Source organism: Candidatus Brachybacter algidus (assembly GCF_016707225.1).
Classification (GTDB): domain Bacteria; phylum Bacteroidota; class Bacteroidia; order Chitinophagales; family Saprospiraceae; genus Parvibacillus; species Parvibacillus algidus.
Map to the genome: position 1 here is coordinate 1 of NZ_JADJID010000001.1, position 26,804 is coordinate 26,804.

A 26,804-nucleotide genomic window follows, 5' to 3' on the forward strand; every position below is an offset into this window, starting at 1 on the left:
AAAGACAATCGCCATACATCAACCTAATTTCCTTCCATGGCTTGGCTACTTCCATAAGATGAACAATTGCGACATATTCGTCTTTCATGATGATGTAGAACTCAATTGGAATGGCCATACCAGAAGGATACAAGTGAGGTCAAGCCCAACTTCAAATGAGCTGGACTGGATCAATATTCCAATCCCCAATGCCGACAAATATGCTTACATCAATGAAATAGAAATCCCCTCAGACCCTAAGGCATTCGATGGAATTATGGACAAAATCAAAGGTTGTTATACCGGAACGCCACATTACAAACAAGTTTTTCCCGTGATAAAGCGTTGTATTATACAGAAGGAAACGAATCTTGCTGTGTACAATCAAAAAGCTATCACTATACTCGCAAAATTACTTGATATTAAACCCACTTTGGTGGTGAGCAGTAAACTTGAGACCGAGGGGCGTGGCCAGGAAAAAGTCATAAATATTGTCAAGGCCATTGGTGCCAACAATTACTTAAGTGGTATGGGGGCTATCTCTTATCAACTTGCTGATGTCTTTGAGAAAAATAAGATTGATCTCACCTACCTTGAAAGTGCGAAAGACCTCAATTTGGTTGGGAAGAAGGTGCCACATTTATTATTAAACGCTTCTATTGTCGATTGTTTATTTTATATGGGAGTGGATTGGGTTAAAGAAACGCTGGATTCCCTAAAACCTAAAATTGAAATATGATCTTTTTTCAGAGATATTTTTTTACCATTTTATTTATTACAATAGTTCAAAATCTTGTTTTTAGTCAGGGTTACGTCGGTGTGAAGGAAGTTGATGCCAAGACTAAGAAGTTCTATGATGAAGGGCAAAAGAGTGCGATGGCTCAAGCTTTCGGTAAAGCAAAATCCAGTTACAGAAAAGCACTGGAGATCACTCCCAATTTTCAAGATGCAATGATAGAATTGGCAGGAATTTATTTCTCCCAAAAAAACGAAGATTCTTGTGTGTATTTCCTTAACGCTATTAAGGATATAAATCCTAAACCCAGCGCCAGAGTCTATTATACGCTTGCTACACTATATTATAATAGGGGAGATTATGAATTAGCACAGGTAGAACTCCAAAAATACCTTGGCACCGATATCAAAAGTGCAAAATCAGCTGAAGATGCTAAGTTAAAGCTCGCCAATTGTGTGTTCGCCATAGAAGCAAAGAAGAAGCCACGATTATTCTCGCCGATAAGATTATCAGACAGCATCAATACCTACCGTCCCGAATACTTACCTTCCATTAGTGCTGACGAAGAATTGCTGGTTTTTTCCAGAATGATTGATCGACAGGAAGATTTGTATTATTCTCAATGGAACAAGGATCACTGGAGTCGTGCCCAACCCTTGGAAGGAGTAAATACAGAAAAATATAATGAAGCTGGGCATTGTGTATCTGCGGATGGAAAGACGATCGTTTTCACCGGTTGCAACATGCCGGGAGGTTTAGGTAGTTGCGACCTATATATATCCTACTTTAAGAATGGCAGGTGGACACAACCTGCTAATCTTGATAGCCCAATCAACACCCCTGGATGGGAAAGCCAACCCAGCTTGAGCGCCGATGGCAATGTTCTTTATTTTTCCTCAGAAAGGCCGGGTGGATATGGATTAAGAGATATTTGGCACACTGAAAAAAGCGCTTCAGGTAGATGGTCCACACCAAAGAATATTGGTGCACCTATTAACACGACGCGCAATGATAGTTCACCTTTTATTCATGCCGACAACCAGACCTTATATTTCATGTCTGATGGATTGCCGGGCATGGGAGGTACAGATCTTTTTTTCTCAAAAAGAATAGATACTGAACATTGGGATGTCCCAATAAATCTTGGATACCCTATCAATACCATCGGCAATGAAGGGGCCTTGGTCGTGAATATTGACGGTGATAAAGCATATTATACTTCTACCGGGGCCAAATCGCTTCAGGACAAAGATGGTTTGGAAAATACAGACATTTATAGTTTTGAATTGGACAAGGAGATCCGCCCGCAATCAGTTTCATTTTTTAAAGCATTAGTTTTAGATGCAACATCTTCTAAACCCATAGTCAGTGGTGTTAAGATCACTGATATTCAGAAAAATTTATCTTTTTATAATGGTAATACCTCTGACGATGGAACAGCATTGGTCATCATGCCCAAAGGTGATCAATATGGAATACAGATTTCTGCCCAAGGGTACATCTTTATTTCTGAATCCGTGAAGATCCCTGATTCTGCAAATGTCAAAATGCCTTACATAAGCACCTACAAAATGGAAAAGATAGGTAATTCTATTGGCAAGACATTTCCAATGAGGAATATTTTCTTTGAAAGTGGCTCAGATCAGCTATCTTCTGCATCGAATGCTGAATTGGGATCCATCTTTCATATGATGAAGGAGAATCCTGATATTGTGGTGCAGATAGATGGTCATACAGATAATATTGGTGGGGAAAAAGATAATTTGCTTTTGTCTCAAAACCGTGCGAAGTCGGTCATGAATGAATTAATAAAAAGGGGTATTCCAGCCAAAAAGATTCAATATAAGGGCTTCGGAGAGTCCAAACCTTTGACTAATAATGCAACAGAAAATGGAAGACAAGTAAATCGGCGAACGGAGTTCACAATTATTAGTTTGTAAGAAAATCACCACTTTTATTCAAGTACTGCTTTAAAAAGTTATTACTTCTGAACTATTCAATCTCACTATTTGGAGGAACCTCAGTACCCTCATCCGATCCTTCATCATAGTATGATCTCACAAGATTGGCAGCACGTTTGCCCGCTATACTTGCTACCTCTTCGTTACTTGCTGCTACAATTCTCTTGACACTTTTAAAATGTTTTAAAAGTTTTTCAGCTGTGGCCTTGCCAATGCCGTCGATCTTAGTCAACTCAGAAACGGTAAAATTCATTGAACGCTTATGCCTATGGAAAGTAATTGCAAATCGATGCGCTTCATTCCGCAGTTGTTGGATGAGTTTTAAAGATTCTGATTTTTTATTGATGTAAAGCGGAATGGAATCTTCAGGAAAGAAAATCTCCTCTAATCTTTTAGCGATTCCTATCAGTGTAACTTTGTCCAGAATCCCCAATTTTCTAAGGACTTCGGTTGCCATTCCAAGTTGACCCTTACCACCATCGATGATGATGAGGTCGGGTAGGGGTTTTTCTTCTTCGATCAATCGGGTATAACGGCGGGTCACGACTTCTACCATTGTCGCAAAGTCATCGGGACCTACCACCGTTTTTACATTGAATTTACGGTATTCATTTTTGGCTGGTTTAGCATTTTTGAATACCACACAACTCGAGACCGGATTGGTGCCTTGTATATTACTATTGTCAAAACATTCAATATGAACAGGCAATTTTTCCATGCCAAGATCTTTCTGTAATGTCTCCATTATGCGCTGTGCCGGAGCGATACGAGGCGCATTGACAGATTCTTTTCTTTTTTGAATAAGATAGAAATTGATATTTTTCTCAGCCATTTCCATGAGTTTTCTCTTATCACCAATGGAAGGAATATTAACTTTCACTTCTTTCTCCTCAAGTATGACGCCTGGTATATTGACCAGAACTTCAGGCGCAATACTGTTGAATTTTTCACGTATCTGTTGTATCGTATAGGACATGATAAAGGCATCCTCATCAAGGTTGCGCGTCGCCTCCTGCAGAAAGGTATTGATCATAGCACCATTAACCACTTTAATATAATTGATATAAACTTCGTCACCCTCTGAAAATAATGCAAATACATCAACATCTTGAACAGTAGTGCTTACCACAGTAGATTTTGAGTGGTAGTCTTCGAAAAGTGTAAGTTTTTCTTTCATTTCTGAGGCTCTTTCAAACTCCAGATTTTCAGCATACATGGCCATTTTTTCGCGTAAATGTGTTTTGACCGATGCGAAATTTCCCCGCATGATGTTTTTTATTTGATTGATCTTTTCATCATAAGCTTCCTTTGATTCAAGACCTTCACAAGGGCCGAGACAGTTCTTGATATGGTATTCCAGGCAAACTTTGAACTTACCTTTTTGGATATTTTCAGGACTTAAATTGAGGTTGCATGTGCGCAATTGAAAGAGTTTTCTGATCAATTCAAGTATTTGTTCAACTCTGAATTTTGAAGTAAATGGGCCAAAGTAAGTAGAGCCATCCTTAAATACCCTTCTGGTGAAAAATACTCTTGGAAAAGCCTCCTTCTTAATACATATGTACGCATAAGTCTTGCCGTCCTTAAGCATTACATTGTATCTGGGTTGAAATTTTTTAATAAAAGTGGCTTCCAAAAGAAGGGCATCATGTTCAGTTTCTACCACAGTATATTCAAACCTTACAGCATGATCTACCATTACTTTGGTCTTTCCTGACATGCCCTTACTGTTGTTAAAATAGGAGGAAAGTCTGTTTTTAAGGGACTTTGCTTTACCTACATAAAGTATGATATCGTCTTTATCAATAAACCTATATATACCCGGCTCTTTAGGAATAGAAGCCGATAATTCCCTGAATGTTTCCTTCTTCATCTTTTTAAATCAGTGGAAAAATAGTTGATTTTCCATTGATCGATAACAAATTATTGAGCAAATGGATCTGATTTCTTGAACGGTGATAATTATGTCCTGAATATTTAGCGCCGTAATAGACATCATTCAAGAGGTGATCTGTCATGAATCTAAGCGCCTGCATATAGATGATGATCAAGCCGCTGTCAATCAGAGAGGTGGATTCAGCCTGGGAAAGATTATCTTTCCTAGCATGCAGATATCCTTCGTGTATTGCATCAATAAATGCTGGTCTTACGATGATTTGCTCGAGATCCAACACTTCTTCGCTGGCAGGAGAAATATAAGTACGCATCATATCTCCCCAATCGCTGAAAATATGACCAGGCATCACAGTATCCAGGTCGATCACATGAAGCCCGATATCATTTGGACCGAATAGAACATTGCTGATTTTTGCATCATGGTGCATTATTCTGATTTTAAAGTCATCAGATTTGATCATTGAATTGTACAAATTAACTATGAATTTATAATTCAATAGTATATTAATTTCTTTTTCAGATTGATTAATTCTATTTGAATCACCTGTAAGTATTGAATTTTTAAATTGATCAAATCGTAATGATAAATTGTGAAAATCTGGAATTGAAGGCACCATGCCATTCAAATCAAAATCTTTAAATTGTGCAGTGAAAGAGCCAAACTGATTTGCTGCTTCATATGCCTGTTCAGGGGTTTCAACGACACTAATGGTTTTTGAATCTTCAATGAATTCAAAGATTCGATAGCAATTTCCATTTGAGTCGATTGTTAGTTTTTCACCTAATTTATTAGGCAATGGAGTAATTAATTTATAATTTGAATTGTGATTATTTAAATAAGAATCAAGCAGATCTAAATTGTTTTGTATCAATTCAGGATTGGCAAAAACATCTATATTTAATCTTTGTAGAATATAGTTTTTAATACCAACTTTGACGCGATATGTTGCATTTATTAGCCCTGATTTTATTTCTTCACATTCAGTAACAGCCTCTTTGTCGAAGAAAGAGGACATGATATGTTTTATTCTTTCTATCATGCCGGAAAGTTAGTATTATTCGCTCAACTAAAAAAGCGACATCTTCTTTCGAAGATGCCGCTTTGCGGTGAGATGGAGATTCATGGGTGAGATGAATGTTCCATAATTACTTGGGTAAAAGTCTGTTCTCAAAATCTTTTGAGCATTGAGGTGGTTTTGAGTTTTCTATAATTTCAACACACTTTCTTAATATTGGGCGAAATGTGTATTCTCATAAAGATTATTGAAGTTCACAATATTGATTTTTATGCTTGGATATTTTTTGATACAGTCTAACATTGAAAATGGACTTGTAATTTCTCTGATAAATTAATTTAGTTTTACTTTTCATGTTTGATCTATTTAATAAGTTCTAAAATAAATGATAAAATTTGGTGGATCGAAGTGGACTTCATTAGGCCCTACTTTTTGTTATTATTTTTTACAATTTTCTTTTCTCTGTATTTATAATTCAAATGTCCAACTATTTACTTGCGCCGCCAAATTGGTCATTCTACGAAACTTTACAGAATTGCAGTTTTTATCGATTTTTGCCATTTTCTTCTACATATGTTAACTTTTGTAATCTATGATTCTTTACAAATTAGTTGAATTCTTTTTGAATATATGTATAAATAAATGATTATCAACAAAATATGAATTTTGAGAATTTTTTATTATTTTGGGTTTATTTTATTTACTTTTAGGCTACTAACTCTTATAACCTCACTAAAATCTATTGGATTTTAACGGACATCATATAATACATTGACCCATGGCTTCAAAAACGCAATCTGAAATCGTAGAATTATTGAATACCAATTTCACAAAGCAAGAGCTTGTGCAGACTCTTCAGGATATTTTAAAAATTTCTAAACCTACAGCCTACAAATATCTTTCCCAAGATGTTCCGATTTCATACGATCAGATGAGTAAGATTCTTGATTGTGAAAAGTTTCAGACAGTTTTATTGAGATCTGGAAGTACAAGTCAATCGAATATAACATGGAATTACCCTGTATTTGACCGGCCTGTGACTGATGCATTATCCTATGTTCAATCAATTAATAACTTCATAAAATTATTCAGCGGGAATGATGTGGAGATCAAATACACGAGTTATGAAGTGCCGCTCTTTTATTACATGTATTATCCAAGATTATTTGCTTTTAAATTGTTCTGCTGGTCCAAGACCATTTGGAAGACACCAGGTTTTGAAAATGCTCACTTTGATGAAAATAAGGTACTGACGCCTGAAGTACTTGAAATAATGGAGGATACATTGAACAGGTTTTCCCAGTTAAAATCTACAGAATATTGGACAGATCAATTATTTGACAATACCATTCGACAAATCCATTATTTCCGTCAAATGGAATATTTTGACAATATTAAAGTATGCAAACAGCTCGCCCAGGACATTCTCAATCTCATCCGTCTAATGAGAGTTATGGCGACCACTGGAAAGAAAATGTCAAAAGATAAGTCTACTCATGCATCCGATATTACAATTTATAGAAATGATATTTACTTTACAAATAATATTGTATCAGTTCATTCGCCCGAACAGATCATTACATTCTGTGCCTTCGACAATCCGAATTATATCATTACAATGGATCCAAAACTTGGGGAACGAACTTCAGAATGGTTGGAAAATATGCAATCAGGCTGTACCAGATTAACACAAAATTCAGAGTTGGTAAGATTAGGATTTTTTAGAACAATGGAAGAAGCCTTAGACCTTCTTGGCTTCGATTTGAGTACTTAAATTGTTGGAAATCTATTATTTAACAGCAAAAAAATCTATTCGAAAAACCAAAACAAGGTAGTACCGTATTTTTTTAATTGCTTAAATCGAGCATGATTTTCAAATTTATAATCCGCATTCGTCTCCAAGACAAACAATCCATCAGTGGCCAATAGTTGCTTTTCAAAGATCAGATCAGGTATTTCGGGTATATTGGGCAAAGGGTATGGAGGTCCTGCAAAAATATAATCGTATTTTTCCTTAGTGCTTGCTATGAATCTAAAGACATCTGACCGAACAATGCGTAATTCATTTTCAATGTTCAATTTTTCACTAACCTCCTGAACAAATTTTATACAACCCATGAATTGATCTACGTAGGTAGCATCAATGCACCCTCTGGAAATAAACTCATAACAATGGTTGCCTGTGCCACCAAATAAATCGAGCATCTTTACCTCTTCCCAATCAAGTCTGTTGTTCAATACATTAAACAACCCTTCTTTAGAAATATCAGTCGTAGGTCGTGTCGGCCATTTATCTGCTGGAGGATAGAATTTTCGGCCACCAAATTTTCCTGATATTATTCTCATGATCTTAATGAAAATAAGTCGAAATACAAATGAGCGGGAATACCTGGTATGTTGAGATTATCGGTTGATAAGGTATTTATGAATTCAAGTTGACGTATATATCTCATTAACAGGTCGTGTATAATAGAATCCTTATCTAATTTTCCAGATATATAAGTCGGTGTAGTGTCCTGATCTAATTGAAATTCTTTGAAAATCAGCATCACATAATATAAAAAATCCTCAGCAGTGGAAAATTCATACACATTGGCGAATATCAATTCTTCATTCCTGTACAAGACTACATACATGGTGTCATAAAGCGCATTGATGAACAGGTGATGTTCAGATGTAGTTTTATTCAGCAATTTATTCAATCCCTTGATATATTGAGTCAATGCATTCTGCGCATGTGCATTGGCAAAGTGATGTTTATATCGTGACAATATAGAATGTCGAAAAGCATATACAACCTTTATTTCTGATTGTTCTATCGTATCCACCATGATTTGATCAGAAGACCAGATTGGAGCAGAATTCTCAAGATAATGCTGGGAATCACCTTCATTGAATATCTTTCCAGGCACCAAGGCCAATCTCTTATTAGAAATACCGATCTCTACTCTTCTGAAATTTTTCTTGAGATTGGGATCAATTTCCAAAACTTTTTCATGGAATTCAGCAAAATTTTCTTCATCACTCTGTTTGTATTCCCTTAGAAGTTCAAACTGATCATGCTCAGAAATAATTGCAAAAGTAAAGTATCTATTTTCACTTAATAATAGTAATTCACAATCTTCAGATTGAAAATCGCGTGACTTATCATTTTTATATTCAGTAATTAATTGTGGCAAAATTTCAGAAATTGAGTTGAAACATATGTCCACAATATTAATACATTTTACAATTATTCAGCAAAAACTATTGCATTCTATGTAATTTTGCAGCACAAATTTTTCTATGACAGTCAAACTACTTGCTATTGAAAGTTCTTGTGATGATACATCTGCTTCGGTAATTATTGATGGAAAGGTATGTTCCAATATTGTTTCAAGTCAGGATGAACATGCGCTGTGGGGAGGGGTAGTGCCCGAGGTAGCTTCCAGAGCACATATTCGTTTGATCGTACCTGTGGTCAATAAAGCATTGGACAAGGCGGGTATAAATATTCAAGATATTGATGCTATAGCTATCACAAGAGCTCCCGGACTGCTGGGGTCACTTCATGTAGGTGTTTCATATGCCAAAGCTCTTGCCCTGGCTAGAAATATCCCACTTATCGAGGTCAATCACATGGATGCGCACATCATGGCCAATTTCATAGATGAGCCGCAACCAAATTTTCCATTTTTATGTCTTACGGTGAGTGGTGGTCATACTCAGATCAGTATTGTAAGGTCGCATCTCGATGTAGAAGTATTGGGAAGGACGATCGATGATGCTGCTGGTGAGGCTTTTGACAAAACTGGAAAAGTACTTGGTTTGGATTACCCGGCTGGTCCTCTCATTGACAAAAAAGCACAGTTGGGTCAGGCTATTTATAAATTTACAGAGCCAAATATTCCCGGTCTGGACTTCAGTTTCAGCGGATTAAAAACATCAATACTCTATTTTCTTCAAAAACAAGTCAAGCTGGATCCTGATTTTATTTCAAATAACTTAAATGATCTATGTGCTTCAGTGCAAAGTAGAATAGTCAGCATTTTGATGAATAAATTGGTAAGGGCAGCTGAAATGACAGGTATTAAGGAAATAGCCTTAACAGGAGGTGTCGCAGCCAATAGTGCATTAAGAGATGCAATGAAGGCTCGTCAGGAAAACCTTGGTTGGAACATTTATATTCCTTCTATCTCCTATTGCACGGACAATGCCGCTATGATTGGAAAGTATGGATATTACAAATATCTGGCCGGGCAATTTGCAGATCAAAGTATGGAAGCTTCGGCGAGGGTAGATGAATGAAATTAGAAGTCAGAAGTCAGAAATTAGAAGTCAGAAGTCAGTTCACCTGTAATGCTTTACTTCCAAAATCAAAAATATAACTTGAGAAAAAGGCAACAGTACCGCTGATATTTATGATAAAAAAAGTCGTTTAGTACAATATCCCCTTCTGCAAGAGGGTGAACGACGAAGAAAAGGTGCAAAAGCGACCTTTTAAGAAGGAAGTTATAGGCAGCCAAGGGGAGTTATTGATATGTATAATTTTTATTATTTGCATGTTGTTGATTAACAATATTTTGCAATGAGTTATATAGGCGAAGTCAGAAATTAGAAGTGTGTTTAAATGTAATGCGTTGCTTCTAGGAGAAATAAAAAGTTTACCTAATAAGGTGAAATGTAAAAGATGAAATGTAAAATGCTTTTGAGAAGATTTCCACCTTTTTGGGCTAGGGTTTAATCACAAGTATTTTTCGAAAAATGGTTTTAACTTCGTCATGGTGTCCCCAAAGTTTCACTTTGAATTTTACAAAAAAGATCTGTATAAACTTTAGCTCTGCCAGAGGGGATGTCCTAACCTTATTTGCTCTTCAAGTATATGTATTGTTTATTAAATATATACATATATAAATTAAATATAACTTAATAGCACAGGGTGCAGCCCTGGAAAAAAGAAAAGTTCCTCAATCAATCCTGAATTGGGTTGGACCATCCACACCGTCGCAGTTTAAACTACGACAAACCTCACCATCACTGAACAAATTTTTCACTACAAAAATCATACAATCTAGGATACTGACCACTGACTACTGACAACTGACAACTGACCACTTCATACTGACCACTGACTTCTGACATCTTTTCACCGACACAAAATTTCATTTAACCATCTCGATTCATCTTGATTTAACCGATATTTGCGTTATCATTCTGTTACGGTCCTGATATACTAGATTTGTTGAGTCGATATTCATTCATTTGTTGTTGTGTTTTCTTGCTGCTTAGTGCCGTCGGAATCGCTGATCTATCTGCTCAAGTAATGGCACCTTTTAATAATTTGAAAAGGTCCTCTTTTACTAAATTGAATCTGCCTATGAAGATTGAGGTGGATGCAGTTCCCAGCACGCTCACTGTTAAGTCAATGGAAGTGGAGGATCAGGATTTTACTTCCTATTTTAGGATATTTGATAACGCTTTGGTTGGTTCTGACATACTTTCAACTCTTCCGGATTCTGTGTTGAATGGTGAATTTATATTTACTTACCGTGTATTTCAAGGCAATTGGAAAGATAATTACAGGCTTTTAGATACCTCTATTATTTTAGCAAAATGGGATCCAACCCTAGCCGATTTTACTTCCAACTATAATGCAAACCCTATTATTGTTGAAAGGAATAATATGACCTATCGGGGAGCATTTACCAGAGGTATTTCCCTGGGTAATAATCAGGATCTAACGTTAAACTCTGCATTCAACCTTCAACTATCTGGTGAACTTGGAGATGGAATTAAGATAACAGGAGCATTATCAGACAATTCTATTCCAATCCAACCGGAAGGTAATTCTCAACAACTGCAGGAATTCGACAAGATATTTATCGTGCTTTCCAATAAGAACTCTTCTTTGACTATTGGGGATTTTGAGATAAATAAACCTCCTGGTTATTTTTTAAATTATTTCAAGAAACTGCAAGGAGTTCAGGTCGCAAATACTACAGTCCTTAAAAAGAATAATATTCTATCTACTTCGGGAGGTGTTGCTATAACGAAAGGGAAATTTAATAGATTTACAGTACAGGTCATCGAAGGAAATCAAGGCCCATACAGACTTCCAGGAGCAGAGGGTGAGTTGTTTGTGATAGTTCTGGCAGGAACAGAAAGAGTCTATCTAGATGGAGTTATACTTAGCAGAGGCTATGACAGGGACTACATCATTGACTATAATAGTGGTGAAGTGACCTTTATGCCATCGAGAATTATTACTAAAGATTCACGGATTGTAGTCGAATATGAATATTCCAATCAGCAATATCTCAGGTCTTTCTATAATCTCAATGTCAACTATAATACAAAAAAATGGAATTTTAATTTCAATTCTTACAGTGAGCAAGATGGAAAAAATTCTGCCAGAGGACGAGACCTGACCGCAGAAGACAAGTTGGCACTTGGTGCTTCTGGCGATAGTATTAATAACACTCTGGTTAATTCAATCAGAGAGATAGAACCATCCAATAATAGTATTGTGGTCTCTTATTCGTTGATAGATACGACTGTAAATGGTAAATTATTTTCAATACTCAAATTTCCATGGCAAGAGGGTAGTACAAGATATATTGCTGACTTTACGGATGTAGGAGCAGGAAATGGTTATTATAATCGGGTAAATGAAGGGGTCAATGGCAGAGTTTACCGATTTGTAGGTGAAGATGCTGCAGGAAGACCCTTAGGACAGTATAATCCACTTTCAAAACTAACAGCTCCCAATCGCAAACAAATGTTCACCTTCGGAACTACCTGGAAAGTGGATAGCAATACTATTGTTACCGCTGAAGGAGCCCTTTCGGGCTTGGATAACAATAGATTTTCTGCAAAAGATGATGCTGATAATCAAGGGATAGGTCTAAATATCAACATTGTAAAAAACAATATGATCTTCAGAAAGAAAGGAAATTGGAAGGGAGATGTAGGAATAATGTATGAAAGAGTTGACAAGGATTTTAACATAATAAATCCTTATAGAAATCAGGAATTTACGCGTGATTGGAATATCACCAACATTGTAAAAGAAACACAACATTTAGGACGTGCTTTTTTGAACCAACGATTTGGGAAAAAACTTTACCTCAATTATGGAGTATCGGGACTTTTTCAGGATATTTACTTCCAAGGAATAAAGCAAGAAGCTTCAATAGGATTGACATTGAAAAAGACCACAATAACCACAAATATCAGCTATCTCAATTCACAATCTCCAACGGAAAGATCTCAGTTTTCTAGACCATCTGCTACAATCACACAGCAGCTTCCAAAGCTTGGTAATATGATTATTTCACTTAGTTATCAAAGTGAATTTAATAAAAGAGCGTCTGTCGTAGTTGATACTTTACTTGCTTCCTCTTTTGCATTCCAGATTCTAAGATTGTCTATTGTAAATAATTTTACAAAAAACATTGTCACAGAAGTATATACGCAGCGCAGAAACGATTACCAGCCTTTTACCACGGAACTCGATCTCGCCAATCACGCCCAAGAGTATGGACTAAAGACAAGTATTAAGCAGGGTCAAGGTTCGGTGCTTAATTTATCCGGAACTGTCAGGACATTTGAGATCGACAGATATAAAAGCACTTTGAATTTGACCTCAAAAAATACTTATCTCGGGCAACTGGATTATTTATTTTCTACTTTTAAGAACAGGCTTTCAGGAAACACTTTATTCGAAGTAAGCTCAGGCCAGGAGCAAAAAACTGAATTTAATTATATTGCTGTTCAACCAGGAACAGGCCAATATATCTGGAATGATTACAATAATGATTCTATTCAGCAAATAAATGAATTTACAACTGAAGGTTTTGCTGAAATGCGCAATTTTACAAGAGTAAATATACTTTCTAATCAATTTATTCCGACATTAAATACTTCCTTCAATCAGAGTTTAAGATGGAATGGAAAGTCGGCATCAGGGCGGGGTAAGGTAAAGTTTATCAATAAATTTTCAACTCAATCCAGTTTTAGATTTGACAGAAAGATCCGGGACAATGCGAGGGTAGGATTCTGGAATCCGTTTTATACCAATATTCCTGATTCTTCTTTGGTCACTTTTATCCGAAATTTTAGGCATACTTTTTTCTTTAACAGAGGAGATTCAAAGTATGAATTGCAGGCTTCTATGAATAATAACAATTCCAAGAATGTTTTGACTACAGGCTTTGAAAAGCGTAGAAATGACCAGTTCAACTTTACTTCCAGATTTAACATTGGAGTGCCAGTGAGTCTATTCTTCTTTTATACGCGCCAATATAAATTCAGTGAATCGGAAGCTACTGCATTTCAGATCAATAATTATTCTATCAAAAGTGATGAATTCAGACCCGAAGTCAACTGGCTTATTGGAGAAAAATTCAGATTTTCTTCTACATATAGACTACTCCTTCAAAAAAACAGGCTTGCACCTCTCTTTGAAAAAGCTACCAGTAATGATATTTCTCTAAAATTGGACTTCAATGAAAGTGCGAAATCGAGTTTTAAATTCAGCACTACGATGGCCATTATTAAATACAACGGTTTGCGCAATTCAGCTGTAGAGTTTGCCATGTTGGAAGGGCTCAAGAATGGACGCAACTACCTTTGGTCTATCTCTTATGATCATAATTTAAAGAATAATGTCCAGCTCAATTTCGGTTATGATGGCCGTAAATCGGAGGGTATTAATGCCGTACATACGGGTAGGGCGAGTGTGAAAGCATATTTTTAATCCACCTCAGATTATAAATTATACGAAAACGCAAAAATAAATGAGACCGAGTTTTTCTCGTATAATACCGAGCTAAAATTCGTTTAGATCATTAAAAATGGTTTAAACGAATTTTCATTATATTTTATCTACAAGATATTTATTAACATTGTCTTCCATTAAATATTGTAAATAATATGAGCACATCCTTACGTAAAAGAGTTTTCTGCCTCTACCCAAATGCGCAGGTACAAAAACCAATAGAACATGACGAAGAGACATGGTATATCAATGTGAAATCCCTACATGATATAAGAGATAAAGATGCTTTTTACATTACAAACTTACTCTCTGGATGGAAGCTGACGGATCAGGATTTTGATGAAGCCATTATGTATAAAGGTAATATCACTGAAATATTTTGGAATATCAAGGCCGAAATCACTGAAAATATCATCAGTCCTACGGTCCATATTGAAATTGGTGATTATTTGAGAAGCCATAGTTATGCTATGCCAGCCTATGGATTTAGTGTTGAACAATTGATAGAAAGAGGTATAATTGTTTTGGATATAGTTGAAGTTATTTAAAATAATCTTATTTAAAATTTTGAAATTTCTTGACACCATTTGAAAAATTATATTGATCCCTGAAATTGCCTACCATTTCTAAAACTCTTTTTTCTTTAGCCACTAATTCCACTAATTTACACCAATAAATTAGTGATAGATGCAAAGCATCACCAGTGGAATTTTCTTCGATGCTGATTACAAGGTATTGGCCAACAATATTTAATATTGTGCGCATGAACAAAAGAATGTCTTAAATTTAGCATTAAAGCAGAGCTAACATCAAACATCAAACAACTAGTTTTTATTCTACGTAATCCAAATCTTTACTAAATGTTTCTTTCAGCGTCAATAAAGAAACAAAAGCGATTAAAATACATATAATTCCTACAAATAAACCAGAGGATAATAATCCCCATTTTTCAGATAAATAGCCGAACGATAACGTGATTGGAACCACGCTGAATCTTACGAAATTAGGAACGGTATTGGCAACGGTGGATCTGATGTTTGTTCCAAACTGCTCCGCCGCATTGATAGCAAAAAGTGCCCAATACCCGCTACCCATCCCAATTGCGAAACTCATCCAGGTATAATACACCGGATTGGTACTTTTATTCAAATGGTAGAAAATTGTTACTGCCAATAATACAATTAGATAAATACCAATCACTTTTTTTCTACTCTTAAGCAACTGACTAAGATAACCACTCAGGAGATCACCTACGCTCAGGCCTATGTAACAAAACATGACACTTTTGCCCACATTGATCTTATCCGTCATGCCGAAGGATGCTCCATACCTATTGCTGAGATTAATCATGACACCAATAGAATACCATATTGGTAGGCCGATAAGTATACAAGCTATGTATTTCCACGATGATTTTAATGACCGGAAAATCATAAAAAAGTTACCACGCGAAATATTTTCCTTTTGGTTTATTTTCTTAAACATTATAGATTCCATAGTGCCGAAACGAAGTAAAAGCAACGCCAGTCCCATTATTCCACCCAATATATATGCACCTTTCCAGGTTAGATATGTTCCCGCCAGACTGGCACCAACTGCTCCAAGAGCGCCCACTGAAACAATTATAAGTGTACCAATCCCTCTTTCCTCTCTCTTCATAGATTCTGAAACAAGCGTTATTCCTGCCCCCAATTCACCCGCCAATCCAAACCCTGCCACAAATCTCCAAATGCTGTACCACTCTGTAGAATGGACAAAAGCATTGGCAATATTGGCAACGGAATACAAAAGTATAGATCCGAATAGTGCAGAAACGCGCCCTACTTTATCACCCAGAATACCCCACAGCAATCCTCCTAACAGCATCCCCGTCATCTGATAATTAAATATGTCGATCTCAGCTACTTTGATCTGAAGCTCAGTCAGCCCAATATCTTTGAAACTTTCTAACTTAACAACATTGAAAAGCACAAGGTCGAATATGTCCACAAAGTATCCTAAGGAGGCGACTAGAATTAGTAATTTGATTTTTTTGTCTTGACTCATAAAAAGTTGAAATTTGCGAATTGATAAATTCAAAATCTGCCTTTATTGCTTATGAAGATAATTTCTTATTTTATTTACAATAAAGAAAATATTTTAATCAACTTTAATGAAGACTTATCGTTAATAGCTAGGATTTTAAAGTATATAATAAGAAGGAAATATTATTAAAAAAAATATACTTTTGCAGACTCAACTATCTTTTATATTTATTTGATTATCAAAACCCTGTCTTTTTTCATTTTCTATTTTTTCATCTTGCCAATGCATCCAATTTATATTACTAAATAATTTTTGATGAAAATAATTTTTTATTTATTGATCTTCACAACAGCTCCAGCATTATTGTTTAGTCAAGCCGCTGAAATAAATGGCAACCTTTCAGATGCTAAAAGTGATCCCGTGATCTTTGCTAATATTGCTCTATATAATGGATTAGATTCAACGTTGATAAAGGTGGAGCCAAGTAATGAAGACGGTCTTTTTACATTTAATAATATTGATTACGGTCGTTATTTCATGAAGGTATCTTATGTTGGTTTCCATGATTTTATTATTCATGAGGTCAATGTCGATAAGCCTCAGATTAATCTCGGCAGGCTTACACTTGCAGAGTCTGCCAAAGAACTTCAGGAAGTTGTAGTGTCAGCTCAACGCCGCATAGTAGAAGTATATTCTGATCGAATGGTCTTCAATGTACAAGGTACTATAAACAGTGTAGGTGACAATGGTTTGGACTTGTTGCGTAAAGCTCCGGGTGTTTTGCTTGATAATAATGATAATATTTCTGTTCTTGGACGATCAGGAGTACTGGTGTATGTAGATGGAAAAAGATTGCCATTATCCGGAGAGGAGTTGGCAAATTATCTGCAGAATCTTGTTTCCGAGCAAATCGATCGTATAGATATAATTAGTAATCCAGGATCTAAATATGAAGCACAGGGTAATGCAGGAATTATTGATATTAAATTGAAAAAGGATAAGAATTTAGGAGGCAATGGCAATTTAGCGCTCACAGCAAGTAAAGGAATTCAGCCTCGGGCAAATATTAGTGCAAATGGCAACTTTCGTAATAAAATATTTAATTCCTTTGGGTCACTTGGCTATAATTATACCCGAAGTTTTATGAATATGGATTATGATAGTTACCAGAATGATTACTTTATTACAGAGCGAAATAGAATAACCACAAAACTAAATTCTGTCAATTACCGTGCAGGAATTGATTTTTTTGTAAGTAAATATGCAACTCTTGGTGTTTTGGTCACCGGCAATAATGGTAACTCTTCACGTGATGAAAAAAGCTTAATGTCCTTATACACACGCACCAATCCCGACAAACTAGACAGCACACTTATTGCTACAAATATCTCAGATAGAAATTTTGATCAGCATACTTACAACATAAATTATGCGCTTAGTAAAAATCAGGCAACATTAAATATCGATGCTGATTTTGGCCGATATCTCAATAAACAGAAATATTATCAGCCAAATAATTATTTCGATCCATCAGGTGAAGTGCTACTTAATTCTGTGATTAATGAGATGAATACTCCTTCTGATATCAAAATCATTTCATTTAAGACGGACTATGAAAAGCCAATGTTGTTTGGGCAGTTGGGATTGGGTGTGAAAGTTTCGAAAGTTATTTCCGATAATACTTTCTTATATTATGATGTCGTGGACGGAGTATCTAATCAAAATAACTCTAGGTCAAATAAATTCAAGTATGATGAAAATGTCTATGCCGGTTATCTTAATTATAACGCCAAGTTGGGAGAAAAATGGGGTATAACCACAGGTGTGCGCCTTGAGCAAACTGAAACCAAAGGAGATCTTACTGCATTTGATCCATCACTTCAACAGCCGGCTGTCAATTCAAATTATCTGAGTGTATTCCCGTCTTTGGGATTTAGTTATCAGATGAGTCCAATTAATAACTTCAATTTCAATGCAGGACGGAGGATCAATCGTCCTGATTATAATGTATTGAACCCATTCAAGATGCAGGTCAGCGAATTGTCATTCCGAAAGGGCAATCCTTTTTTAAAACCTGAGATCGTCAACAATGCTGAGCTTGGTTACACTTTAATGAATAAGTATAACTTTAAAGTATCCTATTCCAGGACAAAAGATCAAATCACCAGACTCATAGGTCCAGATGATTTCAATCCAAAAGCTTCATATATTAGTTGGGATAATTTGGCACACCAGGATGTGTGGTCTGCCAATGCCTCTCTTCCAATAGATATAAATAAATGGTGGAATCTCTTTGCTAATCTGAGTTGTAACTATCTGGACAATCAGGCCGATTATGGCAACGGAGCAATAGTGGATGTTCAGGCATTTTCATACAATTTCTATGGGCAGAATACTTTTCAATTGGGCAAGGGTTTCAAAGGTGAAATATCAGGCAACTATTCAGGTCCTGGTGTGTGGGGTGGCGTTTTTAAGTATGATGCTAGTTATGGAATTACTGTTGGGATTCAAAAGAAATTTTTTGACAATTTAAATGTCAAATTAAATATGTCAGACATCACAAACCAATTATACTGGAGTGGAATTTCTAACTTCAACGGATTAGTATCTTCCGGTTCTGGCAGGTGGGATAGCCGTCGAGTGGCCCTCAGCATCAATTATGATTTTGGCAATAGCCAGATTAAATCCCGTAAGAGAAACACAGGCTTGGAGAGTGAGGCTAGACGAGTCGGAGGGGGAGATAATTAGGAAAGAATAATGAACAATGAACAATGAACAATGCTGAAGCGAAGCGAAAGTCCCGCGACATGCGGGAAATAATAGACGAGCTGGCATTTAATCCAGATACTGATTTTAAGCTATTTCTGAACAATTTATTTCAATCCCTCAATAAGCAAAATTATGATGAGGAGCAGCTGTCCCTCTTTGGAGAGGGCCAAGGGAGTGGGCCCGTTGTAATGAATAATGAATAGTGAGTAATGAATAATAGACGAGCTGGCAGTTAATCCAGATACTGATTTTAAGCTATTTCTGAACAATTTACTTCAATCCCTCAATAAACAAAATTATGATGAGGAGCAGCTGTCCCTCTTTGGAGAGGGCCAAGGGAGTGGGCCCGTTGCAATGAATAATGAATAGTGAGAAATGAATAATGGACGAGCTGCAGTTAATCCAGATCTTGATTTTAAGCTATTTCTGAAAATTTTTACTTCAATCCCTAATAAACAACATTATAATGAAGATCAGCTGTCCTCCTATACAGCTCTACAAGGGGTTGGACAATCGTCAAGGATTATGAATGGAGTATAATTTTGAAGCATAAAAGAGTAAGCATATTGTCTTATTATTTATTGCAAGTGATAGTAATTTCACTAATGCTTCACTTTGAAATTAATAAAAAGATTATTGTCTAGATATGAAACTGTTTCTCCTCTTATCGACTTGAATTACTGATTACTGATTACTGATTACTGATTACTGATTACCTATTACTGATTACTGATCACTACTGACCGACCATATTCACCTTCACAAAGTCGAGCAGCAACTGCAGCCCATAGCCTGTAGCATTTCTCATAGTCCCATATTCATTATCTGAAAAGGAAACACCTGCGATGTCGATGTGTGCCCATGAAGAATGATCACCAATGAATTCTTTCAGGAAAAGTGCCGCAGTGATTGCTCCGGCGATTGGTTTACCGCTGAAATTTTTGACATCAGCTATATCTGATTTCAGATCATCCTGATAATTTTCCCAGATTGGAAGTCTCCAACATTTATCACCGGATCTTTTACCTGAATTATATATTTGATCTGCTAAGTCATCATTGTTAGAAAATAATCCTGCTACCTGATATCCAAGTGTCTGAATAACGGACCCCGTCAATGTAGCAAAGTCAAGTAATACATCTGTTTTGAAGTTTTTGGTCAGATAACCTAGTCCATCCGCCAGTATTAACCTACCTTCAGCATCTGTGTCTATTACTTCAATACTCTTACCTATGTAGCTGCCGATGACATCACCAGGTTTGGTAGAAGATCCGTCAGTGACATTTTCTGTGAGCGGAATTGTGGTATAAACTTCGATAGGTAATGCAAGTCTTGCACACAATTCTGTAAAACCAAGCACCAGCGCAGCTCCCGACATATCACTTTTCATAAAATGCATGTTGGTTGATGACTTCATGGATACACCACCGGTATCGAATGTCACACCTTTACCGACAAGGCCGAGTGTTTTAACTTCTTTATTTTTTGGCTTATAGTGTAATATGAGGAATCGCGGTGGATTTGCACTTCCATCACTCACTGATTGAAGGGCAGCAAGTTTATTCTTTTTGATTTCCTTTTCAGTAAAAATATCCACTTTAAAGCCATGTTTTTTGCCACTTTGCCCAGCAAGATCTGCTATATATTCAGGCGTTTTGATATTGGATGGAGTATTGATAAGATCCATCATCGCCAACTGCACCTTTGTCAATGAGACTTCCTCATTAATGGCGTCTTCAAGATTGCTATTTAATGACCTTGTAACAAGAGTCAACTCCTCCAACTTGGGCAAGCCGTTGGGCTTATATTTATACTTTCCCAGATTGTTTGTGGAAAGATAAGCCGCATTGACTATAGAACGGCCACTATTTACTATATCTTGATCAGAAAGATCAGGTAAAACAACAGTGATGTTGCCACCTAGCAACGAACGATTTTTAATGATTAATTGTCTAAGTGTTTTGCATTGATCTGCATGACATTTAGTGTCGTCCATGCGCATGAAGACTATCTTCCCTTTTTTGTCAAGCGTCGATATCACATCACCATGTTCTTTTAGATGATTCTTTAATGCGGTAAGGTTAGTTTCAATGTCCAGATGTTCAACGTCAGTTTTTAATTTTTTTATATTAAAAACTAATACCAGGATTGAGTCGGATTGCTTGGGTAATGTTGTTTGTAAGTTTATTTTCATCTCTACAGTTTTTATTTTTCATTTTCGTGCCATTCACTTTTATCATGACACAATTGAAAAAATGCTTTCCAAATTAAGTAGTGTGCTCCTTTATTATTTGATGTAATTTCAGTAATTAATTTTCATTAAAGTATTGTTTAACAATTATCATAATGTAGTTTAAATGCGAAAATATGAATAATATTGGTTAGAATAGGATGGTATGGCGGTTTCTAATTAAAGCTGCAAATTAAGGAAAAATATCTCAGTATGAAATAAGAATCATTAATCTTTTTAAAAGATCAGTTGGCAGCCTTTAACTCAAGCTTTCTAAGAGAAGGTGCATAATATGTTACAAGTCCTACTACCAGCAAGGTCATAGTGCCGCCAAAGAGCACAGATGGCGACGTTCCAAGTAATCGTGCAGCGGTCCCGGATTCAAATGCACCGATTTCATTACTAGATCCGATAAACATTGTGTTGACTGCAGATACTCTTCCTCGCATGTGGTCGGGGGTATACATCTGTAGGATTGTCCCCCTTATTACTACGCTTACAGCATCGAATGCACCACTGGCACATAAGAGCACAAGTGAAAGATACAAGTTTTCAGACAGAGAGAAGCCGATCATGCACAAGCCGAAAGCAGCTACAGATAATAGCAATTTAAGTCCGGTTTTTGTTTCAGGAGGTTTTATAGACAATGCAAATAGAAAGGTTGCAGCACCTAACGATGGCGCTGCTCTCAGCCAACCCAATTCCAGACTTCCAACATGCAGGATCTCACTTGCGAATACCGGCAATAACGCCACAGCCCCTCCAAATAATACTGCAAAAAGGTCGAGGCACATAGCAGATAAAATGATCTTATTCTGAAAAACATATCGCAGGCCTTCCCTGATGCGTTCACCAGTACTTTGAGTATCAGGAGTAGCACTAACATAGGGTGGTTTTGGCTTAAGAAAACTACTGAAAATGACACTACAAAGCATGAAAAAACAAACTACAAGAGAGGAGGTGGCTGCATCTGTCATAGCGTAAACAAATCCCCCGATAGCCGGGCCCATGATAGCTCCCACCTGCCAGGCAGTGCTGCTAAGTGGCGAAACTCGAGGCATCATTTCTTTTGGGAAAATATAAGAGATGATAGAAAATGAAGCTGGTGCTGCAAATGATCTGGCAAGCCCCAGAATCATCGAAACCCCATAGAATCCATATACTATTCCATTATGAGACAAGGATTGAGAGGCAAATCGACTCGACAGATAAGCAAAACCGAAACCGCATATTAAATAGACACAAAAAGATAATAAAAGCACCTTCTTTTTATCATACTTGTCTACAAGATTTCCTGCGAACAAAGCTGAAGATAGCGCGGGAAGTGCTTCCGCAAGACCCACCATACCAAGTATAAATGGGTTTTTGGTCATGCTGTATAAAAACCAACCGGTGATGACATTCTGCATCTGTATAGCGAATGTCATAAGAAACCTTGTAATCAGGTAAATATTAAATTCCCGATTTTTGTAGATTGATTGCTTTGGTTGGATATTTTCCACCTTCTATTTATACAAATCTGAAGAAATGTCTACTGGAACAATGCGCCCCTTTTCATTTTTAACTACCCGAGCTACAGCGTTGACCGGATCATGTTGAAAGAAAAGCACATGATTTTCTTTAACGGCAAGTTCTAATGTTTCTGTTTTTTCTTCTAAAGTATCCCAAGGCCACAAGTCGTAGGCCATTATATAAGGTAGAGGTATATGATGGAGAGAAGGAATGAGGTCTGTGAGAAATATCATTCTACTTTCCTTGTAGGGAATGTCCAACATCATAAGCCCTTTGGTATGGCCATTGCATTCTATTAGGTTAATGCCTTCTATCCACGGAGTCGATCTTTCTGAGGACGGTTCTATTAATTTCAGCGCCCCAGCTTCCATTAAAGGCATAAAGTTTTCAGGCAAGAAAGATGCTTTTTCCCTAGGATTAGATTCTAAAGCCCAATCCCAATGCCTTTTGTTTAACCAGTATGTTGCATTTGGGAAAGTTGGGACATATTTGCCATTTTCATCAGTTTTGACAGCGTCTCCACAATGATCAAAATGCAAATGGGTCAGGAAGACATCTGTAATATCGGAATCCTTAATACCAATTTCATCCAGACTTTCAATTATATCATTACCAGAGGGATGAAAATGAGATCTGAATTTTTCTCCTTGCTTGTTACCTATACCTGTATCCACAAGGATCTTTCGGGTTTCAGTCTCTATGAGTAGACTCCTCATGGTCCAGGTGCACATATTATTCTCGTCGGCAGGGTTCATTTTATTCCACATGACTTTTGGTACAACGCCAAACATGGCACCACCGTCCAATTTAAAATTTCCTGCTGAAACTATGGTTAACTTCATAGTGCTTGTTTATTTGGTAGATTTACAAGGTGCATTATATGATTCATCATAACTTCTTAAGAACTCTTTGCCTTTTGAGCTGTTCGTACCTACCTTGCTAAGGTATTGTAATTTCAGCATCTCTACAGAATCAATTTTAAAACTGATAGCGGCCATAATGTTTACCAAACTTTTGTCTTTCATTTCCACTTCGTCGATGAATACTTTAAGTGAGTCAGACAGCTTATTATAAATTTGAAAAGACTTTAACATAGGCGCGCTGTGCATAGAAAGCATTTTTCTGAGCATCACGGTGTCGTTCGTATCACGGATTTCGCTTTCCAAACCTTTTGAAACTTTAGTCCATAAAGAATCAGCAGTTTTGGCTAATTGATTGCGCTCGCAATAATATTGACGGGTCAATTCAATAATTGTATCCCCTCTTTGGCTACTGCATGATATAAATATAGTAATGATAAAAATAAAAATGCTCAAGAAAATAGGAAACCTCTTAGCAGTATGTTGCAAAGGCATTTTTAAGATTATTAGCGATCATTTCTGCACTTCTTCCTTCTATATTATGTCTTTCGATAAAGTGAACAAGTTTGCCATCCTTAAACAAGGCAATAGATGGTGAAGATGGAGGATAAGGCGCAAGATAAGTGCGGGCAGTTCTAACAGCATCTACATCTACTCCTGCGAAAACCGTAACCAGATTGTCAGGTCTTTTATCATCAGAAAGTGCGATTTTCACACCCGGACGGGCATAGGCAGCAGCACAGCCGCAAACAGAGTTAACAACAAGCAGGGTAGTGCCTTCCTGGTTTTCAAGCGCAGAGGCAACGGTTTCTGGAGTATGAAGGGAGGTAAAGCCAACTTCATTCAATTCATTAGCCATTGGCTGAGTCAATTGTATAGGATACATATTCTTTGATTTTTTAAATTATGAAAGTGGAACAGAAGCACGTGAAATTAGTTCAAGAACTTCCTTTAAAAGTCAAAAGTATGCATAAGTTATTAATTATGTCTGAAAGAAAGTCAAATGTCCTTTATGTTAATAAAAAGTTAATGATTAGTGGTTAGTTTATTTTTCGATAAACTCGGATTTGCCTTAAAATAGTATTATAGTTGGGTTTGAGTGATTGTGAAATTGGAAGTGGCACTACAATGGAAAGAATTTATCTAAATAAATAAAAAAAATACAGCCCTATATCTTTGGACAAATAGACCTAAAGTTTCACAAAAAATTCAAATTATTCATAGTTAAATAACATAAAAAACTATTAATCAGTATGATACAATATACTAAAATAAAACATATAATAAATATATATATGACAAACACTTAAAAATGTATTTGCGGGGGGGTGAAAAAGGGTTGATATTTGTATCGAATATTTACCTAAGGAAGATAAATAACATATCTCCTAAAGTAATGAAGAATGTAAACCAGTGATAAAAGAATCATTCGAGTTTAGATTTGGATATGTTCATGGGATTATAATTGTTGAGAGAGGGTCGTAAATCGGCCGATTTACGACCCTATTCTTTTTCGATCCCATATAAAGAAAGACATTTATAAGATATACATATTTTGAGCATTTAGTTTAAATAAAATTTGGATTTCGTTTTGGTTATAAGTCGTAGTGCCGCAATACTACGACTTATTTTTTTGCCCAAAAGTGATGTGCTTCAGTTACAAGATCCTTAATTTTGAGTATTGTGTGATAGCGGAGTGTTTGGCGTAGTTTAAACTATCCCGAATACTCTCGGGACTTTAAGCGTCATGGTGTCACAAGGATTTATCCTGTTTTATTAGCGGAAACTGACAATACATCAATTATCCTAACATTCTCACCCAATCATCTGCGCAAAAAGCGCCTGATTGTCATTCAAATACTGAAATTGAAAATGTTTTTCCGCCATTTTGCTTTTGATTTCTATGACGGCTGATGGATCTTTCGATTCGATGCCAACCACCACAGGTCCGAATTCACGACTATTTTTCTTCGCAAATTGAAAATAAGTGATATCATCCTCCAAGCCTAAAACATCATTCACAAATTCCTTCAATGCCCCCGGTCGCTGCGGAAACTGGATCATAAAATAATGCATCAGCCCTTCGTACAACAAGGACCTTTCCTTGATTTCAGCTGTTCGCTCTATATCATTATTACTGCCACTGACGATACACACCACCGTTTTTCCCCGGATCTGCTCTTTGTAAAAATCCAATGCGCCGATTGTTAATGCACCTGCCGGCTCGACTACCATTGCTTCTTCATTGTACAATCTCAAAATTATCGTACAGATCTTGCCTTCCGGCACCAGGACGATGTCATCCAGGTTTTTCTTACAAATTTCGAAGGTCAGATCGCCTACTTGTTTGACTGCAGCACCATCTACAAACTTATCAATAGTGTCAAGCGGTGTATTGTATCCGAAAGAGATGGAGTTTTTCATTGCAGCTGCTCCTGACGGTTCGACTCCGATGATCTTTGTCTGCGGACTTAATTGCTTGAATACGGTGGATAATCCGGAAGCCAGACCTCCTCCGCCGATTGGAATGAAAACATAATCAATTGGTATAGTTAATGTATTCAAGATTTCTAACCCAACAGTACCTTGCCCGGCGATTACCTTCATGTCGTCAAAAGGATGCACAAAGATTTTTTCTTTATCTTCAGCATATTGCCTGGCACTGCGGTATGTATCATCGAATGTATCACCCGTCAGCACTATCTCTACGAATTCCTTTCCAAAAAGTTGAACTTGCTTGATCTTTTGTTTCGGAGTAGTCTTCGGCATATAGATCCTACCATTTATCCCTAATAGTTGGCATGAATAAGCGACTCCCTGTGCATGATTTCCCGCGCTGGCACAGACTATTTCCTTTGCTTTATCCTCCTCAGAGAGCGTGCTGATCTTATTATAAGCACCCCTGATCTTATAGGATCTGACCAATTGCAGATCCTCCCTTTTAAGGAAAACCCTAGCTTGGTAGGCAGTTGAAAGGTTGAGATTTTCAGCAAGAGGAGTAGTTTGTACTACTCCTTCAAGCTGCTTTTGAGCCTTTTGAATTTCTTTAAATAGATCCATTT

The 26,804-nt window shown here is 36.6% G+C and carries 22 protein-coding genes; 9 read left to right on the forward strand and 13 right to left on the reverse strand.

Going from position 1 to position 26,804, the window contains the following annotated elements; genetic code table 11:
- Positions 1-718 (forward strand): WbqC family protein (locus tag IPI15_RS00005; protein WP_287418716.1); only part of this gene is annotated, 718 nt, incomplete at its 5' end.
- Positions 715-2,655: an OmpA family protein gene (locus IPI15_RS00010; protein ID WP_287418718.1), complete on the forward strand. Its 1,941-nt coding sequence runs from the start codon at positions 715-717 to the stop codon at positions 2,653-2,655. The genes IPI15_RS00005 and IPI15_RS00010, both read left to right, overlap by 4 nt.
- A gap of 52 nt (positions 2,656-2,707) precedes the next feature.
- Here the strand turns inward: IPI15_RS00010 and uvrC are convergent, their stop codons facing one another.
- Together uvrC and IPI15_RS00020 are read right to left on the reverse strand one after the other, a co-directional pair.
- The gene (gene uvrC / locus IPI15_RS00015; protein ID WP_287418720.1) at positions 2,708-4,549 is read right to left on the reverse strand and encodes an excinuclease ABC subunit UvrC; all 1,842 of its coding nucleotides are present in this window, start codon (positions 4,547-4,549) and stop codon (positions 2,708-2,710) included.
- Between the two features lie 4 nt (positions 4,550-4,553).
- Entirely contained in the window at positions 4,554-5,612 is a 1,059-nt protein-coding gene (locus IPI15_RS00020; RefSeq protein WP_287418721.1) for a phosphotransferase enzyme family protein, read from the reverse strand.
- 754 nt (positions 5,613-6,366) lie between these two features.
- Between IPI15_RS00020 and IPI15_RS00025 the strand changes: the two genes are divergently transcribed.
- Complete coding sequence (locus IPI15_RS00025; RefSeq protein WP_287402250.1) at positions 6,367-7,362, forward strand: hypothetical protein; 996 nt, start codon at positions 6,367-6,369, stop codon at positions 7,360-7,362.
- 35 nt (positions 7,363-7,397) lie between these two features.
- Here the strand turns inward: IPI15_RS00025 and IPI15_RS00030 are convergent, their stop codons facing one another.
- Positions 7,398-7,934, reverse strand: a complete 537-nt coding sequence (locus IPI15_RS00030) for an RsmD family RNA methyltransferase (RefSeq protein ID WP_287402251.1) — start codon at positions 7,932-7,934, stop codon at positions 7,398-7,400.
- Entirely contained in the window at positions 7,931-8,767 is an 837-nt protein-coding gene (locus IPI15_RS00035) for a DUF3822 family protein (protein ID WP_287418722.1), read from the reverse strand. Before IPI15_RS00035 ends, IPI15_RS00030 begins: the two co-directional genes overlap by 4 nt.
- 106 nt (positions 8,768-8,873) lie before the next feature.
- Here IPI15_RS00035 and tsaD point away from each other — a divergent pair, with 106 nt between their 5' ends.
- On the forward strand, positions 8,874-9,875 hold the full coding sequence (gene tsaD, locus IPI15_RS00040; protein WP_287418724.1) for a tRNA (adenosine(37)-N6)-threonylcarbamoyltransferase complex transferase subunit TsaD: 1,002 nt from the start codon (positions 8,874-8,876) through the stop codon (positions 9,873-9,875).
- Between the two features lie 726 nt (positions 9,876-10,601).
- Here the strand turns inward: tsaD and IPI15_RS00045 are convergent.
- Complete coding sequence (locus IPI15_RS00045) at positions 10,602-10,733, reverse strand: hypothetical protein (protein WP_287418725.1); 132 nt, start codon at positions 10,731-10,733, stop codon at positions 10,602-10,604.
- Positions 10,734-10,944: 211 nt separating this feature from the next.
- On the opposite strand from IPI15_RS00045, the gene IPI15_RS00050 reads away from it, so the two are divergent.
- Positions 10,945-14,325, forward strand: coding sequence for a DUF8818 domain-containing protein (locus tag IPI15_RS00050; RefSeq protein WP_287418726.1), 3,381 nt, complete (start codon positions 10,945-10,947; stop codon positions 14,323-14,325).
- 176 nt (positions 14,326-14,501) lie between these two features.
- A complete protein-coding gene (locus IPI15_RS00055) occupies positions 14,502-14,894 on the forward strand; it encodes a hypothetical protein (protein ID WP_287402259.1) in 393 nt (130 codons plus the stop codon).
- Positions 14,895-14,901: 7 nt separating this feature from the next.
- Here the strand turns inward: IPI15_RS00055 and IPI15_RS00060 are convergent, their stop codons facing one another.
- Together IPI15_RS00060 and IPI15_RS00065 are read right to left on the reverse strand one after the other, a co-directional pair.
- A complete protein-coding gene (locus IPI15_RS00060; RefSeq protein WP_287418728.1) occupies positions 14,902-15,111 on the reverse strand; it encodes a hypothetical protein in 210 nt (69 codons plus the stop codon).
- Between the two features lie 66 nt (positions 15,112-15,177).
- Positions 15,178-16,392, reverse strand: coding sequence for an MFS transporter (locus tag IPI15_RS00065; protein WP_287402262.1), 1,215 nt, complete (start codon positions 16,390-16,392; stop codon positions 15,178-15,180).
- A gap of 294 nt (positions 16,393-16,686) precedes the next feature.
- On the opposite strand from IPI15_RS00065, the gene IPI15_RS00070 reads away from it, so the two are divergent.
- The 3 genes from IPI15_RS00070 to IPI15_RS00080 all read left to right on the forward strand — a co-directional run bounded on the left by IPI15_RS00070 (position 16,687) and on the right by IPI15_RS00080 (position 19,680).
- Entirely contained in the window at positions 16,687-19,119 is a 2,433-nt protein-coding gene (locus tag IPI15_RS00070; RefSeq protein WP_287418729.1) for a TonB-dependent receptor domain-containing protein, read from the forward strand.
- A gap of 23 nt (positions 19,120-19,142) precedes the next feature.
- Entirely contained in the window at positions 19,143-19,343 is a 201-nt protein-coding gene (locus IPI15_RS00075) for a hypothetical protein (protein WP_287402266.1), read from the forward strand.
- Positions 19,344-19,515: 172 nt separating this feature from the next.
- Positions 19,516-19,680: a hypothetical protein gene (locus tag IPI15_RS00080; RefSeq protein ID WP_287418730.1), complete on the forward strand. Its 165-nt coding sequence runs from the start codon at positions 19,516-19,518 to the stop codon at positions 19,678-19,680.
- A 196-nt stretch (positions 19,681-19,876) separates the two neighbouring features.
- Here the strand turns inward: IPI15_RS00080 and IPI15_RS00085 are convergent, their stop codons facing one another.
- The 6 genes from IPI15_RS00085 to ilvA all read right to left on the reverse strand — a co-directional run bounded on the left by IPI15_RS00085 (position 19,877) and on the right by ilvA (position 26,802).
- Positions 19,877-21,334, reverse strand: a complete 1,458-nt coding sequence (locus IPI15_RS00085; RefSeq protein ID WP_287402268.1) for a leucyl aminopeptidase family protein — start codon at positions 21,332-21,334, stop codon at positions 19,877-19,879.
- A gap of 281 nt (positions 21,335-21,615) precedes the next feature.
- The gene (locus IPI15_RS00090; RefSeq protein WP_287402270.1) at positions 21,616-22,872 is read right to left on the reverse strand and encodes an MFS transporter; all 1,257 of its coding nucleotides are present in this window, start codon (positions 22,870-22,872) and stop codon (positions 21,616-21,618) included.
- 3 nt (positions 22,873-22,875) lie between these two features.
- On the reverse strand, positions 22,876-23,724 hold the full coding sequence (locus IPI15_RS00095; RefSeq protein WP_287402271.1) for an MBL fold metallo-hydrolase: 849 nt from the start codon (positions 23,722-23,724) through the stop codon (positions 22,876-22,878).
- A gap of 9 nt (positions 23,725-23,733) precedes the next feature.
- The gene (locus IPI15_RS00100; protein WP_287418731.1) at positions 23,734-24,237 is read right to left on the reverse strand and encodes a hypothetical protein; all 504 of its coding nucleotides are present in this window, start codon (positions 24,235-24,237) and stop codon (positions 23,734-23,736) included.
- Positions 24,215-24,628 (reverse strand): BrxA/BrxB family bacilliredoxin, encoded by a 414-nt coding sequence (locus tag IPI15_RS00105; RefSeq protein WP_287402275.1) that lies wholly within the window; start codon positions 24,626-24,628, stop codon positions 24,215-24,217. The genes IPI15_RS00100 and IPI15_RS00105 overlap by 23 nt, the downstream gene beginning before the upstream one ends.
- 929 nt (positions 24,629-25,557) lie before the next feature.
- Entirely contained in the window at positions 25,558-26,802 is a 1,245-nt protein-coding gene (gene ilvA / locus IPI15_RS00110) for a threonine ammonia-lyase IlvA (protein ID WP_287402276.1), read from the reverse strand.
- Positions 26,803-26,804 lie beyond the last annotated feature (2 nt).

What these genes read in the sequence shown, in the direction of transcription:
- IPI15_RS00010 (WP_287418718.1), top strand. Translation starts at nt 715, where the DNA reads ATGATCTTTTTTCAGAGATATTTTTTTACCATTTTATTTATTACAATA.
- uvrC (WP_287418720.1), bottom strand. Translation starts at nt 4,549, where the DNA reads ATGAAGAAGGAAACATTCAGGGAATTATCGGCTTCTATTCCTAAAGAG.
- IPI15_RS00020 (WP_287418721.1), bottom strand. Translation starts at nt 5,612, where the DNA reads ATGATAGAAAGAATAAAACATATCATGTCCTCTTTCTTCGACAAAGAG.
- IPI15_RS00025 (WP_287402250.1), top strand. Translation starts at nt 6,367, where the DNA reads ATGGCTTCAAAAACGCAATCTGAAATCGTAGAATTATTGAATACCAAT.
- IPI15_RS00030 (WP_287402251.1), bottom strand. Translation starts at nt 7,934, where the DNA reads ATGAGAATAATATCAGGAAAATTTGGTGGCCGAAAATTCTATCCTCCA.
- tsaD (WP_287418724.1), top strand. Translation starts at nt 8,874, where the DNA reads ATGACAGTCAAACTACTTGCTATTGAAAGTTCTTGTGATGATACATCT.
- IPI15_RS00045 (WP_287418725.1), bottom strand. Translation starts at nt 10,733, where the DNA reads ATGAAATTTTGTGTCGGTGAAAAGATGTCAGAAGTCAGTGGTCAGTAT.
- IPI15_RS00050 (WP_287418726.1), top strand. Translation starts at nt 10,945, where the DNA reads ATGAAGATTGAGGTGGATGCAGTTCCCAGCACGCTCACTGTTAAGTCA.
- IPI15_RS00055 (WP_287402259.1), top strand. Translation starts at nt 14,502, where the DNA reads ATGAGCACATCCTTACGTAAAAGAGTTTTCTGCCTCTACCCAAATGCG.
- IPI15_RS00060 (WP_287418728.1), bottom strand. Translation starts at nt 15,111, where the DNA reads ATGCGCACAATATTAAATATTGTTGGCCAATACCTTGTAATCAGCATC.
- IPI15_RS00065 (WP_287402262.1), bottom strand. Translation starts at nt 16,392, where the DNA reads ATGAGTCAAGACAAAAAAATCAAATTACTAATTCTAGTCGCCTCCTTA.
- IPI15_RS00070 (WP_287418729.1), top strand. Translation starts at nt 16,687, where the DNA reads ATGAAAATAATTTTTTATTTATTGATCTTCACAACAGCTCCAGCATTA.
- IPI15_RS00075 (WP_287402266.1), top strand. Translation starts at nt 19,143, where the DNA reads ATGAACAATGCTGAAGCGAAGCGAAAGTCCCGCGACATGCGGGAAATA.
- IPI15_RS00080 (WP_287418730.1), top strand. Translation starts at nt 19,516, where the DNA reads ATGAATAATGGACGAGCTGCAGTTAATCCAGATCTTGATTTTAAGCTA.
- IPI15_RS00085 (WP_287402268.1), bottom strand. Translation starts at nt 21,334, where the DNA reads ATGAAAATAAACTTACAAACAACATTACCCAAGCAATCCGACTCAATC.
- IPI15_RS00095 (WP_287402271.1), bottom strand. Translation starts at nt 23,724, where the DNA reads ATGAAGTTAACCATAGTTTCAGCAGGAAATTTTAAATTGGACGGTGGT.
- IPI15_RS00100 (WP_287418731.1), bottom strand. Translation starts at nt 24,237, where the DNA reads ATGCCTTTGCAACATACTGCTAAGAGGTTTCCTATTTTCTTGAGCATT.
- IPI15_RS00105 (WP_287402275.1), bottom strand. Translation starts at nt 24,628, where the DNA reads ATGTATCCTATACAATTGACTCAGCCAATGGCTAATGAATTGAATGAA.
- ilvA (WP_287402276.1), bottom strand. Translation starts at nt 26,802, where the DNA reads ATGGATCTATTTAAAGAAATTCAAAAGGCTCAAAAGCAGCTTGAAGGA.